A 19,098-nucleotide genomic window follows, 5' to 3' on the forward strand; every position below is an offset into this window, starting at 1 on the left:
CGGTCCTTCCCCGGCGCGCTCACGGCCTCAGCCCGCGACGGGGACACGGTACTTCTGCCGCACCGCCTGGGCCCGCCACAGGGTGGCCCCTCCACGGGCCAGCAGCATGGCGGCGACGGAGAGCATGACGGCCGCGCTGCCCTGGTGAACGCCCATGGCCGCGGCGATGCCCAGGAGGCCGAGGCGTAGCACCAGACCGCACAGCCACACGCCGGCCGCCGCCCAGCCGCCCTTGGTCCACACGACACCGTCCGCGTCGGTCCAGATGCGCGTCGTCCGGGCCCAGCCCACACCACAGGCCAGCCCGATCAGGACCTCCAGGCCCAGCAGAACGGCGGACGCCATGTGGTGCGCCGGGTCCAGGAGGCCGGGCTGCCGCACCGCCATGACCGCGAGGACGACCGGGATCAGCCACCACGTCTTGCGCTCCGAAGTGATGCGCTGCGCGGTGAACTGACGGACGAACACCAGCGCAACAGCCGCGGTGATCACAACGATGTTGAGCAAGCCGCTCATGATCTGGCCCTCCTGGGGACGGGAATTCGACCGTCCCGACGCTATGGAGCGGTGCTGCCGCCCGGATCGGAGCCAGGGTGGGGCCCGGGTGGAAACGGCGACGGGCGCCTGTCCACCCAGGGGTGGAGAGGCGCCCGTCGGGAGCTGCGGCCCCCTTAGGTGTCGATGCGCGAACGGTCCAGAGTGGACGCGGAGTTGGTGATGAACTCCTTACGGGGCGCGACTTCGTTGCCCATGAGGAGATCGAATGCCTTCTCCGCCGCTTCGAGGTCGCTGATGTTGATGCGACGCAGGGTGCGGTGGCGCGGGTCCATGGTCGTCTCGGCGAGCTGGTCGGCGTCCATCTCACCCAGACCCTTGTAGCGCTGGATGCTGTCCTTGTAGCGGACCTTCTTGCGCTGGAGTTCGAGCAGGGTCTGACGCAGCTCGTTGTCCGAGTACGTGTAGATGTACTTTTCCTGGCCCTTTTTGGGGTTGATCAGTTCGACACGGTGCAGCGGCGGGACGGCGGAGAACACCCGGCCCTGTTCGACCATCGGGCGCATGTAGCGCTGGAAGAGGGTCAGCAGCAGGCAGCGGATGTGGGCGCCGTCGACGTCCGCGTCGGCCAGGAAGATGACCTTGCCGTAGCGGGCGGTGTCGATGTCGAACGTACGGCCCGAGCCGGCTCCTATGACCTGGATGATGGCGCCGCACTCGGCATTCTTGAGCATGTCCGAAACCGACGACTTCTGGACATTCAGAATCTTGCCGCGGATCGGCAGCAGGGCCTGGAACTCCGAATTACGTGCCAGCTTGGCGGTACCCAGCGCCGAGTCTCCCTCGACGATGAACAGTTCGCTGCGGTCGACGTCGTCGCTGCGGCAGTCCGCGAGCTTGGCCGGCAGCGAGGAGGATTCCAGCGCAGTCTTCCGCCGCTGGGCCTCCTTGTGCTGACGGGCGGCGATGCGCGTCCGGGCCGCGGCGACGATCTTCTCCAGGACGGCGCGCGCCTGCTGCTTGTCGTCCCGCTTCGTGGAGGTCAGGAACGCCTTGAGTTCCCGGCTCACCACCTGGGCGACGATCCGCGAGGCGGCGGAGGTGCCGAGCACCTCCTTGGTCTGCCCCTCGAACTGCGGCTCCGCGAGCCGTACGGTCACGACGGCGGTAAGGCCCTCCATGGCGTCGTCCTTGACGACGTCGTCCTCGGCGACCCTGAGCAGCTTGCTCGATCGCAGCACCTCGTTGACGGTCTTGGTGACCGACCGCTCGAAACCGGAGACGTGGGTGCCGCCCTTGGGCGTCGCGATGATATTGACGAACGACTTGACCGTCGCGTCGTAGCCGGTGCCCCAGCGCAGCGCGACATCGACGCCCAGTTCCCGGGTGACCTCGGTCGGTGTCATGTGACCGCGGTCGTCGAGAACCGGCACGGTCTCCTTGAAGGTGCCCTGGCCGGCCAGCCGGAGCACGTCACAGACGGCCTTGTCCTGCGCGAGGTACTCGCAGAATTCGCTGATGCCGCCGTCGTAGCGGAACGTCTCTTCGGTCTTTCCGGCGCCGTCGATGCCGCGCTCGTCACGGACCACGAGGGTCAGGCCCGGCACGAGGAAGGCCGTCTGGCGGGCGCGGGCGTGCAGCGTCTCCAGGGAGAGCTTGGCGTCCTTGAGGAAGATCTGCCGGTCGGCCCAGTAGCGCACCCGGGTGCCGGTCTTCGTCTTGGCGATCCGCTTGCCCTTGAGCAGGCCGTTGCCCGGATCGAAGGGGGCGTCGGGACCGGATTCGGTGAAGATCCCGGGGACGCCGCGGCGGAAGCTGATCGAATGCGTCTTGCTGCTGCGGTCCACCTCGACGTCCAGCCGGGCGGACAGCGCGTTGACGACCGAGGCGCCGACGCCGTGCAGACCGCCGGAGGCCGCGTACGAGCCACCGCCGAACTTTCCGCCGGCGTGCAGCTTGGTCATCACGACCTCGACGCCGCTGAGTCCGGTCTTGGGCTCGACATCGACGGGGATGCCCCGGCCGTTGTCCCTGACCTCGACCGACCCGTCGTCGTGGAGGATCACCTCGATGTGATCGCAGTAGCCGCCCAGTGCCTCGTCGACGGAGTTGTCGATGATCTCCCAGAGGCAGTGCATCAACCCCCGGCTGTCCGTCGAGCCGATATACATGCCGGGGCGCTTGCGGACGGCTTCGAGCCCCTCGAGGACGAGCAGATGCCGCGCGGTGTAGTTGGAACCGTCCCGGTCTGCCCCGGTCAGCACTGCGGTGGACGGCACGGACATCTCGGCGGTCACGCGGTTCGCTCCTCGCTGAATTTCTGGCAGTCCGCATTCCGCGGACTCGGTTGTGGCGGTGTCGCCGGTCAGAGGGTACCGAGGCTTGGTAGAGCCGATGTGACGCCACCCGTGGGCATGGCCATGGTAGTAGAATTTCGCTCGTACGTTCGATCCCTCGTTGGGGTGACGTCCGAGTGACGTGCACATCACGTTCCCTTCGAGGCATGAACCATTTAGGCTCCGGGCACGTCCTCATCAACAACCGGCAAGCCAGCCGGGGGGACAGACCAACAACCAACGTGAATCAGACCACCAAGCAATACGGCTCATTCGCCGCCACCCGGCAGCACCCGGCCTCCTCGAAGAATTTTTTCGAGGAAAAGGCACGAGCGGGAACGTTTTCGGCCTGGTTGGATGTTGACCCTGGTACGACAGCTCGTCGAGCTAGAGAAGAGGCGACGTGACTACTGTTCTGACACCCGCGAGCCCGCTGACGGCCGCTGACCGCTGCGACCGCTGCGGCGCCCAGGCATACCTGCGCGTCGTCCTGATGTCCGGCGGAGAACTGCTCTTCTGCGCCCACCACGGTCGCAAGTTCGAGCCAGAACTCAAGAAGATCGCCGCGGAAATACAGGACGAGACGGAGCGGCTGACCGCTTCTCCGGCGTCCGCGTCCGATGAGGAACGCTGACACTTCGCATCCACGACGAGCGAGCAGCGGCCCAGCGCCGTACTGCGGGCGGCCTCCCCGACACCACCGGGGAGGCCGCCCGCACTCGTGCGCTCATCCATGGCTGACAGCTCCCCGCGCCGCTCAGTCGGCCCCGTGTGCGGCCACGGCCGGGAGCAGCGCCGAGGCGCGCGTATAGACCCCGGGACTGCCTGCCTGACCGCAGCCGGTCCCCCACGAGACCAGGCCCACCAGCCGGCCGCGCACGACCAGCGGCCCGCCACTGTCCCCCTGGCAGGCATCCCGGCCGCCGGTCGGCTCCCCCGCGCACAGCATCGACTGCGCTCTGTACTTGCCGTCGGCACTGCCCGGATAGGCCCGCGCACAGACCGCATCCCGCAGTACATTGACGTGCGCCGCCCGTAGGTGTGACGCGTAGCTGCCGCCGCCTGTGGTGTCACCCCAGCCGTAGACCGTGGCCGCGTTGCCCGGCCGGTAGGCACTGTCGTTCCGTTCCGCTATCGGGAGGGGCCGGTTCGGAAGCGGCTTGTCGAGCGTGAGGACAGCCATGTCGCCGTCGTTGGTCCAGCTGTTGTAGCGCGGGTTGACCCAGATCTTCGCGGGCGTGAGCTCCTGTCCGCCGCCGGCGGCGAGGTTGTCGCGTCCGACGACGATCCTCAGGTCCCGCACCTGCCGCCAGGGGACGCCCAGCACCTCCTTGCTCAGGCAGTGCGCCGCCGTCACCACCGTGGAGTGCCCGACGAGCACGCCACCACAGAACTGTCCGGAGCGCTGGGCGCCGAACCGCTCATGGGAGGCCAGCGCCACCGCCCAGGGGCTGTGCGCCAGCGGTGCGGGCTTCCCGCCGATCACCGACTCGTCCGCGGCCGCCGGCGTCGGCAGGGCGAGGGCCAGCGCGAGGGCTCCGAGGGCGGCGTGAACGGTCGGACGCATTCGGACTCCTGACTCTGGGGCAGTGCACGCATACCCAGAGTGAGACAATCGGCCGCCCGGCGCACCCGGACGAGCGCGAGCCCGGCCCTCCGGCTAGGAGGACCGGGCTCGTGATGCCGTCCGGACGGGTGGGACTAGTCGAGGTAGTCGCGCAGCACCTGGGAGCGCGACGGGTGACGCAGCTTCGACATCGTCTTCGACTCGATCTGGCGGATCCGCTCACGCGTGACGCCGTAGACCTTGCCGATCTCGTCCAGCGTCTTGGGCTGGCCGTCGGTGAGGCCGAAGCGCATGGACACGACGCCGGCCTCACGCTCGGAGAGGGTGTCCAGCACCGAGTGCAGCTGCTCCTGGAGAAGCGTGAAGCTGACCGCATCGGCCGGGACGACCGCCTCGGAGTCCTCGATGAGGTCACCGAACTCGCTGTCGCCGTCCTCGCCCAGCGGGGTGTGCAGCGAGATCGGCTCACGGCCGTACTTCTGGACCTCGATGACCTTTTCAGGGGTCATGTCGAGTTCCTTGGCCAGCTCCTCCGGGGTGGGCTCACGGCCCAGGTCCTGGAGCATCTGGCGCTGGACGCGCGCGAGCTTGTTGATGACCTCGACCATGTGGACGGGGATACGGATCGTACGGGCCTGGTCGGCCATGGCGCGGGTGATGGCCTGGCGGATCCACCACGTCGCGTAGGTCGAGAACTTGTAGCCCTTGGTGTAGTCGAACTTCTCGACCGCACGGATCAGACCGAGGTTGCCCTCCTGGATCAGGTCCAGGAAGAGCATGCCGCGGCCGGTGTACCGCTTGGCCAGGGAGACGACCAGACGGAGGTTGGCCTCCAGGAGGTGGTTCTTCGCCCGGCGGCCGTCCTCAGCGATGATCTCCAGCTCGCGCTTGAGCTTCGGAGCGAGCTTGTCGGAGTTCGCCAGCTTGTCCTCGGCGAACAGGCCGGCCTCGATGCGCTTGGCGAGCTCGACCTCCTGCTCGGCGTTGAGGAGCGGGACCTTGCCGATCTGCTTGAGGTAGTCCTTGACCGGGTCGGCGGTGGCGCCGGCCGCGGCGACCTGCTGGGCCGGGGCGTCGTCCTCGTCGTCGTCGGACAGAACGAAGCCGGCGTTCTCCGCACCCTCGGCGGCCTCGGGGGCGTCGCCCTTACCGGGCGCCGGGGTCTCCTCGGTCACGTCCTCGTCGAGCAGCTCGTCGACGTCCTTCTTGGACGCGGTCTTCTTCGCGGTGGCCTTCTTGGCCGTGGTCTTCTTCGCGACCGCCTTCTTGGCGGTCGTCTTCTTCGCCGCTGCCTTCTTCGCAGGCGCGGACTCGGACTCACCGGCCGACGGGTCCGCCACGGGGGCGGGGGCCGCGGCCGCGGTGGTCTTCTTGACCGTGGCGGTCTTCGCCGCGACGGTCTTGGTGGCGGTGCGCTTCGCCGGACTCTTCGCTGCGACGCTCTTGCGGGTGCGCTTGGGCGCCTCTGCGGCACTGACCATCAGCGTCACACCCTCCTCGTCGAGGATCTGGTTGAGGCTGCGCAGAACGTTCTTCCACTGGGTTGGCGGAATCTGGTCAGCCTCGAAGGCCCGACGCACGTCATCGCCGGCGATCTGCCCATCTGCCTTTCCCCGCTCGATGAGCGCCATCACAGACTCGGACTCGGCGATCTCCGGCGGGAGCGTACGGGATGTGCTGGCCGACACGAACAACCTCTCGGAACGATGGAAACGGCTTCCGACCCCGTCCACTGTGGATCGGAGCCGACGACCGCCGGTGGGGATGGACCGACGGCGCAGGGGCAACCGGGGAGTTGAACAGCGTCACGAACGCCGCTCGTATTCCCTCCTCGGCTATCACCTCTTAAGTCATCGCGCTTCCCTGAAGAGCGTTACGCCCAATCTGCGTGGCCCGAGTCACACCCCATAACGACCCATTCCCAGTCATATGACATGCAACCCTCCCAAGGTCTCTCGCCGGATCCGGTCGACGACCCGGATCCGGCGATCTCGTGCGCCATCGCCGCGTACGGCGTGCCCTGCCCGGAGGAGCGTGCAGGGCACGGGGGCCGCGCGGCGCCTACTGTCCGTACGCGGTCGGGTACGGCCTTCAGTGCTCGCGGGGCGCGGGGACGACGTGGTCCACGGGCGTCCCGGAGCCCTGGCCGACGACCTCGCCGTGGGCGGCGAGGAGCTGCCGCATCGCGGATTCGGCGGCCGTGGCGTCACCGGAGCCGATGGCGTCGACGACCCGCATGTGCTGTCCCACGGACGTCTCGACCGGTCGCTCGCAGCCGCCGGCGGTGCCACCGGAGACGTGCAGGGCGGCGGAGACGATGCCCGAGAGGTGCTCGAGCATGCGGTTGCCGGCGAGCTGGAGCAGCAGCGCGTGGAACTCGGCGTCGGCGCGGGAGAAGGTCATGGTGTCGCCCTGTGCCGCGGAGTGGCCCATGATCTCGACCATGTCCGCCAGTCGCTGCTGGATGTCCTCACGGCCGTGGCCGGCGGCGAGCCGGGCGGCGAGGGGCTCGATCGTCCAGCGGAGCTCACACAGCTCACGGCGCTGGTCGTCACGCTGTGGCCCGTAGGCCCGCCACTCGATGATGTCGGGGTCGAGGAGGTTCCAGTCGCTGACCGGGCGCACTCGGGTGCCGACGTTCGGGCGGGCACTGACGAGGCCCTTGGCCTCGAGGACTCGCAGCGATTCACGGACGACGGTGCGGGAGACCTCGAAGCGCTGGCCGATCTCCTCGGGTACGAGCGGGCGGTCGGCGCCGAGATCGCCGGAGACGATCATCTGGCCCAGCTGCTGGACGAGTTGGCCGTGCAGACCTCTGCCGCGGCTGCCGGCCGCGCGACGGCCTACCCGGCCGATATCTGCTTCGGAGCCGTCCCAGACCTGCGAAACCCGCTCGGCACGGTCCTGGCCGGCTGCGTTGTTGGCGTTCGCGGCGTTGGCCGCGTTGGCGTAGGGGTAGCGGTCAAGCTCGCCCGGGCCTGCGAGGCCGGTGTCGCCGGGGCGAGCCGCGGTCATCATGGTGTGCGCAAGGGTACTCACGCCTCTTTTGTCGGCGACACCCTGAACACCCTTGAGGTCTTTGGTGAAAAGCACACGAAAGGGTGATCGCCCCCCATCCCTGAATTGACGCTTTATCGGAAAGAAATGCGCTCTCCCAGGCGAGTTGTGGACAGCGGCCACAACAACAGGACGCCAAAACATATGCATTACCCGATCAGCGGCTGAAGCCGCCCGGCCCGGTGGACACATCACCGCAGACCAGGCCGGTCGACGACAACACCGTTGCGCCGCCTGCTGGTTGGCGCGTGAAGCGCATCACGAACAGATGCACCTTGGTCGATTCCGAACGAGCTCTTGACGCGGCGGCCGAACGATAGGACGGCCCCGTCCGAGCGTTATGAGAGGGGCTGCGGACAATCCCATTGCGAGGGAACGGAATACGCCAATGACCCAAACCTCCACCCAGGTAAAATCGGCGACAGTCCGCCCAACTGAGGGCACGAAAAGGCCACTCGGTGACGGTGGCGACGAAGGGGCCCGTGGCCGGCGTCGGACCGAGGTAGGGAGACGGAACGGGGGCGAGCGGCCGACGGGACAGGGCGTCGGGAACGGTTCGTTCCGGCTGGCGGGGGCGGCCTAGCGAGGTGGCGCACCGGTCGAGCGGCGCTGCGCGACCGGGGGTCCCGACGGCGGCGGAAAACACGCCAGAGGAGCCGCCGGGCGACCCGGCAATGCGAGGCGTCGCACCCCTCGCGGGGCGTGAGGCCGGTCGGGAACTACGGGAGATACGAGAGGACTCACCCGGCCAAGGTACCGCAATATGTCCTATTTTCTCGTAATTGTTCGTCCTTGATGGCTCGCCGCGTCACCGCGGGTGAACTTCGGCCCCACGATGCCTGGGCTGCACGCCGGGCTCAGACCTCCGGGCGCAGCATCGGCGGGTTGAGCAGTGTCGCCCCACCGGCCCTGAACAGCTGTGCGGGACGGCCGCCCTGACGCGTCGTCGTGCCGCCCGTGGGCACCAGGAAACCAGGGGTACCGGTCACCTTGCGGTGGAAGTTGCGGGGGTCCAGTGCGACGCCCCAGACGGCCTCGTACACCCGGCGCAGCTCGCCGACGGTGAACTCGGGCGGACAGAAGGCCGTGGCCAGCGAGGAGTACTCGATCTTCGAGCGGGCGCGCTCCACGCCGTCGCCGAGGATCCGGGCGTGGTCGAAGGCGAGCGGGGCCGCAAGCTCGCCCTCCCGGGTGGTGTCGTCCGGCTCCAGGAGGGTCTCGACCGGTGCCCAGCGTGCGCTGTGGGCGTCGCCGCCGGCCCGGGGAGCGGGCAGGTCGGGGGCGAGGACCAGGTGCGCGACGCTGACGACCCGCATCCGGGGGTCCCGCTTGGGGTCCCCGTACGTGGCGAGCTGCTCCAGGTGCGCGCCGTAGATCGGCGACGCGCCCGCCGGGGTCTGGGCTTGCAGACCGGTCTCCTCGGTGAGCTCCCGGGCGGCCGCGGCCTCGAGGTCCTCATCGGCCCGGACGAATCCACCGGGCAGGGCCCAGCGGCCCTGGAACGGCGGCTCACCGCGGCGTACGGCCAGCGCGCACAGGGCGTGGCGGCGCACGGTGAGCACGACCAGGTCGACGGTGACAGCGAAGGGCGGGAAGGCCGACGGGTCGTAGGGAGGCATGGGCGTGATCATAGTCGTCCGCCTGACGATAAACAGGCCCGAAGCACCTCACGAACCCAGCCGCAGACCGTTCGCTGCCGTTTCCACCACCCCCGTCCCGAGTCTGCTGATCCGTACGGCGAACGGTTGTTCCGCGATACTCAGGCCGGTGAGCTGAAGTGCGCCGAGCGGGGCCGTGCCGGGCGGTCGTACGGACACCGTCTTGGCGGGGACATCGGGGCGCAGGCCGGTGAGCGCGACCAGTATGTGTACCGCGCCGGCCGCCGCCACGGCAGCGGGGCGGCAGGCCGCCGGATGCGGCACGGGGGCGCTGTCGATGGTGCGCTGCTCCCCCGCGTACATCTCGGGGAGGCGGTACCCGAAGCTTTCCGCGGCATCGAGAAACCCCTTGGTCAGAGCGCCGGCTGTCCGCTCATGGCCGGCCGCGGCCAATCCGGCGGCGGCGATGGCCGTTTCGTGGACGCGGACCGCGCCACTGCGGTGACCGAACGGGTTGTAGCCGCTCTCTTTGGCGCCCAGCCCCCGCAGGCCCCATCCGGAGTCCATGGCCGGGCTGCCCAGGAGCCCGGCCAGCTGGTCGGTCCGGGCCGCGTCCAGCAGGCCGGGGGCGAGAGCGCCGCCGCCGAGCAGACCGGTGTCGAGGAGCGAGGCGGCGGTGGACGCGAGGTGCGGGACGGGGCGTCCCTCGGCAGTGAGCAGGGCGGCGGGGCGACCGCCTGCGCCGTCGTCCAGCCAGAAGTCCGTACGGAAACGGGTGCGCAGGTCGTCGGCCCAGTCCCGTAGCGCTGCCGCGTCGGAGGATCCGAAGGCATCGAGGAGATCGGCGCCCAGGAGAGCGGCGCGATGGGCATGGGCCTGGGTCTCGCAGCGGTACGGCCCGCCGGGCGCAGGGTCGGGGACGTAGCCCCTGGACCCGCCGCCCGGCGGGTCGGTGATGATCCTCAGCCATCGCAGACAGCGTTCCGCGGCGGGGAGCAGCCGCTCGGTTTCCCGTTCGGGCAGGCCCCAGCGGCGGGCCTCCGCGAGCACGGCGGGGAACAGCAAGGTGGCCTCGATGCCGGTGCAGCTCGGTGGGGCGTGTGGTCCGGCGTCTCTGAGGGAGCCGGGGATTCGGCCGAAATCCGTCCCTGGAGCGGCTTGTTGACCACGGGCGAGGGCGCGCAGTGTGCCCGCGGCGAGCCGGGTGCCCAGGGGAAGCAACATCCGGGCGGCCCACAGCGCCTCGCCCGGTGCAAGGCCGCAACGCCAGGGGAACCCGCCGGCGAGATACAGGTCCGCGGTGGCCGCCGGGTCGCGCATCAGCAGGCCGTGGAGATCGTCGAGGCTGCCCGCCAGGAGCGCGTCGGCCCGATGGTCGTCGCACTCCAGCCGGGCCGCCGACCAGGGACGCGGTGGCCGGTCGCCACGCGTCCGCGGGGCGACCGGCCCGGTGCGGGGGCCGGGGATGCGGGCCTCACCGGGGAGCCGGCCGTTGCCCCGAGCGCCGGCCGGCCCGCCCTTGTCTCGTTCCAGTCCGGCGCGCAGTTCGATGGTGCGCCGGGCGCCGGGCGGCAGATCCAGTTCCCAGCGCAGCAGCCCCGCCGATGCCAGTGCGTCCGCGGGGCCTGGTGTCGCGGATACCACCGCGTGCACTCCGGGCCCGGACCAGCGGAGTCCGGAGCCGTGGACGGTGGGTTGCAGGCCGGGGCCCGGAAAGCCGGCGGCGACGGACCCGAGCTCCGCGAGATCCGTGCCCAGCCGGAGCTCGACCGGAAGCCGGACGGGCCGGGTGGCATTGCTGCGGAACGTGATCTGCTCGGTGCCGTCGGCGGAGCGGAGCCGCTCCATGTGGATCTCCGGGTCCGGCCCGCTCTCACCGGTCCTGCGGATCGTCCCTACGAACCGGGCACGGTCCGCTCCGGTCAACCGTCCCTGGACGACGAGCGGTTCCTCGCCCGCTACCAGCAGCTCGCAGCGGGACAGCACCCGCCGGCCCTCGCGGTAGAAGCCGTCCATGCCCTGGCCGGTCAGCTGCCCCGACGCCGGGGAGACGGCCAGGCACGGGAGGGCGACACAGACGAGTGCGGAGTGGACCGGCTGCGGTTGTGGAGCCCGGGGTGGTGCCGGGCGCCGCGCTCCGGGCAGTCGGCGGGCCGGCTGAGCAGTGGGGACGAGACCTGGCACGCGCTGTGCTCCCTGGTGAGGTCGGGGGTCCGTACGGATTACGCCACTCGGGTGAACGCGCCGGCCGGCGCCCAGGTCACGTCGGTCTCGCAACAGCGGTCCGGTCACGGTCACCGTCGGCTCCCGTCCCGGCCGGCCCGGCGCCTGCCGCGTCCGTCGGTCGTACGGCTGCCCGGTCCCGTGGCGCCGCGCGGGCCCCGGGGGCGGCCGGCGGATCCGGAGCGGGTCGGCCCGGAGCGTTTCGTGGGCCGCGGGGTTACCTTGGCGGCCGGAGCGGTGGAAGACATGGGCGCCTCGGTGGCAGCGGCCGCCTCCTGGTGCTGCGCGCGCAGACAGCGGCGCAGCGGCTCCGGATCGAGACCTTCGTTGATGGCGCGGTGCAGCAGCTGGGCGAAGGTGTAGTCGGGGTCAAGGGCCAGGGCGCAGCTGAGGGCGACACGTGCCGAGGGGCCGTCCTCGGTGGACCAGCACACCCAGCCGGCCAGGGTGAGCGGTGCCACCGCGTGTTCGGCGTAGCCGCCGGCGCAGCGGCGGGCGAGGGCGCGCCAGAGCCGGAGGGCCGGGGCCGCGGCGGGGCCGTCCATCCACTCCGCCGCCCGGTCACGGGTGACCCGGTCCTGGAGGCCGAGGATGAGCGTGGCGGCCTCGGAGTCGGTGATCAGCGCGTCGTCGCAGGCGTCCCTGGCCCGGTTGCTGCCCGAGGGGGGGTCCAGACGGAAACGGCGGATCATGGCGCCGGCCAGATCGAGGGTGTCACGGCGGACGGCCGCCGCCCCGTCCCGCCGGAGCATGTGGGGCACCAGCGCACCAGATGCGGTGTCCAGCGCCTTCTCCTGTTCGGCGGCCCGCGGTCCGGTGCGGGGCCTCAGCCTGGCCTCCATCTCCTTGAGGGAGCCGCGCACCTGCATTCCCGCGTATGCGGCGGCCGCGGCCATCACGGACGTCCCGGGCATGACCATGGGTGTGCCCTCGGCCGGGCAGCAGCGGAAGTCGGGGCAGCAGTAGGACCAGAAGCGGCCGTTGGAGAGACAGAGGGCTTCCAGGACCGGTACGTCGAGCGCGCCGCAGGCGGTACGCAGCCGCTGGGCGAGCGGGCGCAGCCGGTCCTTGACATCCTTGCCGCTCTCGCCCGCCGCGGGCTCCTGGCAGAGGTAGACGATGATCGCCGCGGGCTGGTCGTCACGCTCCTGACCTGCGGAGATCAGACAGTCTGCGAGCTGGTCGGCGACATCCGGCCACTGCGCGGCGTCGGTCGGAATGCCGAGCCTGACCCGGCCGCCGAAGCGGCCGCGCTCGCCGTGCAGGGCGACCATCACGACGCTGTCGTCCGGATAGAAGCCCAAGAAATACGGCAGGGCGTCGGCGAGCTCGGCCGGGCTGCGCAGGGTGACCTGGGCGTCGGCGGAGGGCGCGGTGCTCTCTTCGGCGGAGGCGGAGTGGGAGGAGCGGGAGGAGGAGTCGGACGGGTTCGCGGAGCCGGCGATGTAGGCGGGGTTGGAGAGTGCGGAAGGGCCGGTGGTGTGCTCGGGATCGGCCGGGCCGGCGGGATCAGCGGCGCGGGCGGGGTCAGTGGGACCAGTCGGTGCGATGGGGCGGGAGGGCCTGGTGGCGTTCGGCGGGTTGGCAGGGGGTGCCGGCTTGGGCGGGCGGGGAGAGTTCGAGGGGGTCGGAGCGGACGGAGGAGAGGAAGTGGCGGCGGAGTTGGTGTCGCCCGGGCGCTTGCTCGGTTCGCTGTGCGGATTCATGACTCGAAGATCCCGCGGGCGGCCGCTGCGCCGCGACCCCTGTGGATAACTCGCGGGCGACGAGGTTATCCACAGGTTCGGGCGGGGGTTCGCGCGATGTCAGTGGCATCGGGTTGCATGGGGGCATGAGCAACGAAGATCTGCGTGCCGCAGCCGATGCCGTCCTGACCCGCCTCGTCGGAGACCCCGGCGGCGACGTCAGGCTGCGTGAGGATCAGTGGCATGCGATCGAGGCCCTGGTCGCCGACCACCGCCGCGCCCTGGTCGTGCAGCGCACGGGCTGGGGCAAGTCCGCGGTCTATTTCGTCGCGACGGCGCTGCTGCGCGAGCGCGGCAGCGGCCCGACCGTGATCGTCTCCCCGCTGCTGGCGCTGATGCGTAACCAGGTCGAGGCGGCCGCGCGCGCCGGGATCCGCGCGCGCACGATCAACTCCGCCAACACCGAGGAGTGGGACACCGTCCAGGCCGAGGTGGCGGCCGGTGACGTGGATGTCCTGCTGGTGAGCCCCGACGAACTGTCTTCTCCAATCTCGGGCTCTGCAGACTCTTCAGTGGGTTCGGTCGGAGTCCAGCACACTGGGCCCCGCTCCAGCCGCTCAACGCATTCCCGCATGTCAACACTCCAGTGTCACCTGCAAGGTGAACAGCTTGGCCGTGTTGTCACCGGAAGACGTTGCCTTCCCCGTGCTCGTGCTCTGTCTGTTGTTCAGTAGGTGCTGCGGCTCGATGGTGCACTCGATCCGCATGGTCAGCTCGGACAGCGCAGGCAGTGCTGTGCTCTCGACAGCCGCGAGGGCCTGTATCGCGTTCGTCCAGAAGCCGGATTGGCGCCAGCGGGCCGAGTAGGTCCGCAGGGTCGCTGGTTGGCCGAAGAGCGCCGGGAGGTCACTCCAGGGGGTGCCCGTGCGAGCCTTGTAGAGGATTCCTGTCATCACCAGCCGGGGGCTGACGCTCCGGGGCTTGTGGGTGATCATTGGCTCGATCCTTGCCCATCCCTCGTCGGTCAGCAGCGGGACTGGTAGCTGTCTCTCGGTGAACCACGCCTCCAGCGCGCACGGTTGTCCCTTACGCCCGCGTCGAGGGGGCTCCAGGATGGTCACCTTGGCCTCGATCGCGGCCAGGAGCTTCTTCCGCTCGGCAAGTGGCAGATGGTGCAGAGTCCGGAGCGCCATCGCCGCCAGTTCGCTCAGTTGGGCGGATCTCACCTGTGCCGTCACTGCTTCCGCCAGTTGGGCGGTCATCATTTTCCTGGAAGCGAGCAGGGCGTCGAGTTCGGCCCGCAGAGGTGCGATCGCACGCTCCACCGCCTTCTCCGACTCCGCAAGACACAGGTCACGCGCGGCGACGTCCTTCGCGGCTACGCCGATGGCAATGGCGATGGCCCGCCTCTGGGTCTTGATCTGTTGGTCGAGTTCCGTCCTGCGTTCCTTAAGTCCGTAACGCTGACCGCCAGGTATCCCGGTCCGGTCACCCGCCGCGGCCTTGAGTCTGTCGGCGTCACTGAGGAACGTCCTCACCTGTCGCCACGTCTGTTCTTCGACCGGGTCGGCGGCCAGGTATGGGCACGAGCAGGTGGGCGCGCCGGCGTATGCCTCGCTCCGCCCTTGACACCTGTACGCCGGAACCCGGCCGATCGTTCCGCCACCGATGTAGCGCTTGCCGCAGGGGCTGACGATCCGGCCGGTGAGGGAGTAGACACGAGCCTTTTGCGGCGTGCGGACCGGATACCTGCTGGCGGCCCTGACCTCCGCGACCTCGGCAGGGGTGAAGACGGGAGGAAGAGGAATGACCACCGGATCTCCGTTCACCGGCCGGCCGCCGTGATCCCGCTTTACCCCGCTTGAGCCACGGAACGCCTGCCGTGCCTCCAGCACAATGGGATTGAGCACCTGTTGACGCAGACTCTGGCCAGCCCACGGCCGGCCGTCCCGCTTCGCAGAGCCCTCAGCGTTCAGCGCGGCCGCCGCCTTGCCCCAGTCACGCAGCACAACGAACAACGACCGCCCTCGACGCAGGGCGCACGCCTCATGCTTCGCCCCGCAGTCTCTGCTGTCGGGGCACTCGTTGAGGACCAGGCGGCCATCGACCACGCGGTACCCGTAAGGCACCTTGCCACCGACGTATCCTCCGGCCTCGGCCTTCTCCTGGATCCCGCCCTGGGTGCGCTCGCGGATGATGTCCCGCTCGTCCTCGGCGTAGTCGGCATCCTTGCGCATCTTGCTCTCCCCTTCGGGAGTGCTGTTGTCGTAGTCCCGTTTGACCACGGCAACGAAGACGCCGATCTCCTGGAGTTCCCAGACCCACTTCCAAAACGCGCGCCCGGTACGACCGATAGCACGACCCTCGTTGACGACGACGATGTCGAAGGGACGCGGCGCCTTCCGCGCATCCTCCATCAGTCGCCGCAGGGCCGGACGTTCATGGGCCTCCAGTGCCCCCGAGACGCCCTCATCGACGAAGGTTCCAACGTGTGCCCAGCCCTTTTGACCGATGTACGCGCCCGTCCTCTTGCCCGAGTACGCGATGCCGTAGCCCTTGGCCTGCTCCTCCGTCGACACACGCAGGTAGTCCACGGCCCGCAGCACCCTCCGGTCCAAGCGCAAGCGAGCCGCCATAACAGCTGTTGCGCGAGGGTTTTGCACGTCAGAACCGCTACCCCGATGGGTGCGTCACGAAAACCTCGCTGGACGAGCAGGTGAAGGGCCCAACGCTGTTCCTCAGCAGCTGAGTAACGTCGAGCCGGACAGCGCGCGGTCTGCTGGTCCGGAGTGATCAGATAAAGGGTAGCAGCGTCGACAAGAACCGCTCCTGTACGCTGGATCTCAGCGATACGGGCCTCCGTCTGCACCGGGGGTACCAGCGCGGTCCACTTTCTCCGCACGGAGGCGCGGCAGCACCGCGCCCACCAGCGACTTCCCCATCCGCTTGACGGCCTGCGCCGCCCTGCGCATGCCCCACTGGAGCTGCCCCATGCCTGCACAGCCCCAACCCCACTCAGTGCCCCGCGATTTCTACTGCGAGCACACCGAGAGCAAGACCCGACTCCTGGCCCTCGTCGACCACCCCGGTCAACCCGTCATACTGCACGCGGTCATGACCTGTCAGCAGGCCGAGCTCGGCGAATCCGCCGCCGGCCTGCTGCGCCGGATGCTGCACACAGAGCCCAGCCCTGCGCTGCATGGGGAGCTGGAGCGCATCGCCGCCTCCTTGCCCGACGCCCCAGCAGCATCACTACGCCAAGCAGCGGCCCATGTCGCACAGCACCGTTGGCCCTCCCCACACCGATTTCCGGTACCGGCACACCCGATCGAACCCTCCGAGGACACAAACACCGCCCTCGCCGAGGTGCCCCCCTCTACTCCTCACGACGCCAAGCTGGCGGACCTGCCCGGCCAGGTGATCCGCACCATCTGGCTGCGCGAATTCCACGTCCACACCCCGGAACGAGTGCTCGGCGCCGCACGTACCCGCGGTTGGGAACCGGATCCCGATGAACTCCCGGATGAGGATGATCCGCAGGACCTGCTGGGCGCCGTCCTCTATCTTGCCGAGGACTCCGCCGATATCCCGGGTGCGCACACTCTGACCGATTCCTCCGTCAGTGAGCATCTACGCGCCTCGCAAGGCGACGAAGTCGCCGATTGGAGCACCGCCCCTGTAACTGCCGACTTCGGCCGCGGCTGGCGACTGAATGAGGCCATCCACACTGACCTGCCCAAGCACGGGCCGACCGTGGAAACCCCCTTCGGCGACGTCCCGGACTTCGCCGTGCTGTTCCCCACCAAGACTTGCAGCTGTGATGACGAGGAGTGCGATACCTGCGCCTGGCAGCTCACACCACGCACCGCCGATCTCCTGCACAGCGCACTGGAAGTGCTCTCCGACCACGCCCACGACGACATCGAGAACATGGGTGGCACTCCCGTCAACCCCAACACCTCCGCCGGCTGGATCTTCTTCGACCGCCTCCCCCACCTAACCTTCCGCCAGGACCGGCATTGGCGGCGCCAGGTCGCCCATGCCTGCGAGGACCTCGCCGCCGACCTCGCCCGAGGCCAATGGCCTGAACCCACTTGCACCGCTGAGGAACTCGTACTCCACCTCGCCATCGAAGATGCCCCGAGCTACCTGGACTTGGACGACGAAGACCCAGACGCTCGCCACGCCTCCTTGCCCAAGCACCGCGACGACTACGACTGGGACGGCTGCTCAGACCTCCTCTTCCAAGACCATGACGTTCTGATGCTCTACTCCAACCGGTTCGACGGCATCGAGGATCCCGAGGGAGAGGCAAACCAACATCTGGGCATCGGCGATCTACGTGCCCCAGCCTGGTTTGAGCCCTTCGGCAACGTCACTCCACGCTCCCCGGAGCGCACCTTCCGCCGCTGAAGCAACCCGGATAGGTGTGTCTCCTGCCTGACCTCAGCCGACGGGAGACACACCCCGGAGCTTGAGACCCGATGGGGCTACAGGTCCCTGCCACTGCACGCCGCTTACACCGTGCGCGGCGAGCAGTGTTGTTGCCGGGATCCGGTGCTCCATCGTTGTTCTTTCGGAGCGGCGGGATCACGGCACGCGATATATCACCCGGACCCTGGTTGGACCGATGGGTATGCACCCATCGGTCCACACCGTGGTCACCGTGACGATGCCGCTGTCGGCCTTGTCCCGCCAGCTGAGCCACTGCCGGCCCACATGTGCAGTGGCCGAGCCGTCCTCGCGGTCCCCGGAGTCGTCGATGACCGGTCATTGACCTGCTCGGCGTCCCAGCGGGTGGAGAGAGCAGCGCCGTGAGGTAGTCGCGAAGCCCCCGCCGCTGGGACGGGCTAACGAACAGGGTCACCAGGCTGGCGACGCAAGCCGCTCACCTGCGGAATCCAGCCAGGAGAGCGCTTTATTGCCAATCACAGGCAACTCAGGCACAGCGCTGCCGGGCTCCCACTACACATGAAGGCCGGGTGGACATCGGCTGTCCTCGGAGCGAGGAGGGCCATGGTCGGGGGAGGTCTGGGCTATTGCTGACGATCAACGTGGCGTTACTGCTCGCTGTCATCGTTATCCTGCGGCTGCGCCGCCGTACGGAGGCCAGAAGCCGGTTCGACGAAAAGCTGACCGTAGTCATCGTGCTAGCGCTCGGGGTACTGGTCGCCCCGACAGCAGTAGGACACGGAATCCTCAACTTCCTGACCCAGCTCGTGAACGGCCTCTCACGAGCCGGCCAGTGAGCGCCGCCGCACGTGGGCCCATTCTCAGCGAACGAATTGCCAACAAAGCCGCGCGGGCAGCGACCACAGAGCGGTAACCCAGCGTGCGATCGCGCAACGCCCCGTGCTCGCTCACGGCGAGCCCGCGCCGTACCGCACACTGCAAGTACCAAGCATCTCACCGGGGGAAGCATGGCCGCACCAGCACGACGACGTCGACCCACCCGTACCCGCCGCCCCGCCACGAGGCCCCAGCGCCGCACTGTCCGGCGACGTAGGCGTGAGGCCGCCACCAGCCGTCTCATCGTCGCCGCCATCATCCTGGCAACCGCCGTCGCAGCGTTCCGCGAACACCCCGTCACCAGCAGCGTTCTGGCCGCCCTCGCACTGGCCGCGGCTATTCTCCTTCTCCTCGTCCGCACCGGTCGCATCCATCTGCCCACGCTGCCTACCGCTGCCCGGGCGGACTTCACCCACAGCATCGCCGCCTACCAGCACATGACTGGCGTCCAGTTCGAGCACGCCATCGCCGACCTCGCCCGCCGCGACACCTCCGTCCGCACCGCCACCGTCTCCGGCGGCGCCAACGACCGCGTCCTCGACGTCCTCCTCCAACTCAACGACGGCCGCCGCATCGCCGTCCAGTGCAAGCGCTACGCACCATCGAACCGCGTCGGAGCGCCCGTCATCTACGCCGTGAACGGCACCTACCGCGCCTACCACCGATGTGACCAGGCCCTCATCGTCACCACCAGTTCGTTCACCCCAGACGCCCAGCGCGCCAACGCCGAACTCGACCACCCCCTGCGTCTCATCGACGGCCGCGCCCTCAGCCGCTGGGCCTCCGGAGGCCGCCCACCCTGGGGTACCTGACCCCCAGCTTCAGCTCCGCCAACCGCTCATGCAGCT

The 19,098-nt window shown here is 69.2% G+C and carries 13 protein-coding genes and 1 pseudogene; 5 read left to right on the top strand and 9 right to left on the bottom strand.

Annotated features, from left to right (window positions below; all coding sequences use genetic code 11):
• Positions 1 to 27: 27 nt before the first annotated feature.
• On the bottom strand, positions 28 to 516 hold the full coding sequence (locus tag ACFWJW_RS13860; protein ID WP_387239476.1) for a DUF1453 domain-containing protein: 489 nt from the start codon (positions 514 to 516) through the stop codon (positions 28 to 30).
• 155 nt (positions 517 to 671) lie between these two features.
• Entirely contained in the window at positions 672 to 2,792 is a 2,121-nt protein-coding gene (locus ACFWJW_RS13865) for a type IIA DNA topoisomerase subunit B (RefSeq protein WP_042159805.1), read from the bottom strand.
• 442 nt (positions 2,793 to 3,234) lie between these two features.
• Between ACFWJW_RS13865 and ACFWJW_RS13870 the strand changes: the two genes are divergently transcribed.
• Positions 3,235 to 3,465 carry a hypothetical protein gene (locus ACFWJW_RS13870; RefSeq protein ID WP_003981845.1) on the top strand — a complete coding sequence of 77 codons (231 nt, stop codon included), beginning with the start codon at positions 3,235 to 3,237 and terminating at the stop codon, positions 3,463 to 3,465.
• Between the two features lie 123 nt (positions 3,466 to 3,588).
• Here ACFWJW_RS13870 and ACFWJW_RS13875 read toward each other — a convergent pair whose 3' ends face one another.
• The 6 genes from ACFWJW_RS13875 to ACFWJW_RS13900 form a co-directional block, all read right to left on the bottom strand.
• Positions 3,589 to 4,398 (bottom strand): serine protease, encoded by an 810-nt coding sequence (locus ACFWJW_RS13875; protein WP_387239480.1) that lies wholly within the window; start codon positions 4,396 to 4,398, stop codon positions 3,589 to 3,591.
• A gap of 134 nt (positions 4,399 to 4,532) precedes the next feature.
• A complete protein-coding gene (locus tag ACFWJW_RS13880; RefSeq protein WP_387239483.1) occupies positions 4,533 to 6,092 on the bottom strand; it encodes an RNA polymerase sigma factor in 1,560 nt (519 codons plus the stop codon).
• Between the two features lie 397 nt (positions 6,093 to 6,489).
• A complete protein-coding gene (locus ACFWJW_RS13885) occupies positions 6,490 to 7,491 on the bottom strand; it encodes a FadR/GntR family transcriptional regulator (protein WP_387239486.1) in 1,002 nt (333 codons plus the stop codon).
• A gap of 821 nt (positions 7,492 to 8,312) precedes the next feature.
• Positions 8,313 to 9,074: an NUDIX domain-containing protein gene (locus ACFWJW_RS13890; protein WP_387239489.1), complete on the bottom strand. Its 762-nt coding sequence runs from the start codon at positions 9,072 to 9,074 to the stop codon at positions 8,313 to 8,315.
• Between the two features lie 48 nt (positions 9,075 to 9,122).
• Positions 9,123 to 11,069 carry a glycogen debranching N-terminal domain-containing protein gene (locus ACFWJW_RS13895; protein ID WP_387239689.1) on the bottom strand — a complete coding sequence of 649 codons (1,947 nt, stop codon included), beginning with the start codon at positions 11,067 to 11,069 and terminating at the stop codon, positions 9,123 to 9,125.
• A 278-nt stretch (positions 11,070 to 11,347) separates the two neighbouring features.
• Positions 11,348 to 12,982 carry a DUF4192 domain-containing protein gene (locus ACFWJW_RS13900; RefSeq protein WP_387239492.1) on the bottom strand — a complete coding sequence of 545 codons (1,635 nt, stop codon included), beginning with the start codon at positions 12,980 to 12,982 and terminating at the stop codon, positions 11,348 to 11,350.
• A gap of 125 nt (positions 12,983 to 13,107) precedes the next feature.
• Between ACFWJW_RS13900 and ACFWJW_RS13905 the strand changes: the two are divergent.
• Positions 13,108 to 13,509 (top strand): annotated as a pseudogene (locus tag ACFWJW_RS13905) (DEAD/DEAH box helicase); the annotation flags it as partial.
• An 87-nt stretch (positions 13,510 to 13,596) separates the two neighbouring features.
• Here ACFWJW_RS13905 and ACFWJW_RS13910 read toward each other — a convergent pair.
• Positions 13,597 to 15,555, bottom strand: coding sequence for a recombinase family protein (locus ACFWJW_RS13910; RefSeq protein WP_387239495.1), 1,959 nt, complete (start codon positions 15,553 to 15,555; stop codon positions 13,597 to 13,599).
• A 520-nt stretch (positions 15,556 to 16,075) separates the two neighbouring features.
• Here ACFWJW_RS13910 and ACFWJW_RS13915 point away from each other — a divergent pair.
• The 3 genes from ACFWJW_RS13915 (at position 16,076) to ACFWJW_RS13925 (ending at position 19,062) form a co-directional block, all read left to right on the top strand.
• Positions 16,076 to 17,374 carry a hypothetical protein gene (locus ACFWJW_RS13915; protein WP_387239498.1) on the top strand — a complete coding sequence of 433 codons (1,299 nt, stop codon included), beginning with the start codon at positions 16,076 to 16,078 and terminating at the stop codon, positions 17,372 to 17,374.
• A 626-nt stretch (positions 17,375 to 18,000) separates the two neighbouring features.
• On the top strand, positions 18,001 to 18,210 hold the full coding sequence (locus ACFWJW_RS13920; RefSeq protein ID WP_387239501.1) for a hypothetical protein: 210 nt from the start codon (positions 18,001 to 18,003) through the stop codon (positions 18,208 to 18,210).
• Positions 18,211 to 18,381: 171 nt separating this feature from the next.
• Positions 18,382 to 19,062 (top strand): restriction endonuclease, encoded by a 681-nt coding sequence (locus ACFWJW_RS13925; RefSeq protein ID WP_387239504.1) that lies wholly within the window; start codon positions 18,382 to 18,384, stop codon positions 19,060 to 19,062.
• The last annotated feature ends 36 nt before the right edge of the window (positions 19,063 to 19,098 follow it).

The organism is Streptomyces sp. NPDC127097, from assembly GCF_042724075.1.
Lineage (GTDB): Bacteria > Actinomycetota > Actinomycetes > Streptomycetales > Streptomycetaceae > Streptomyces.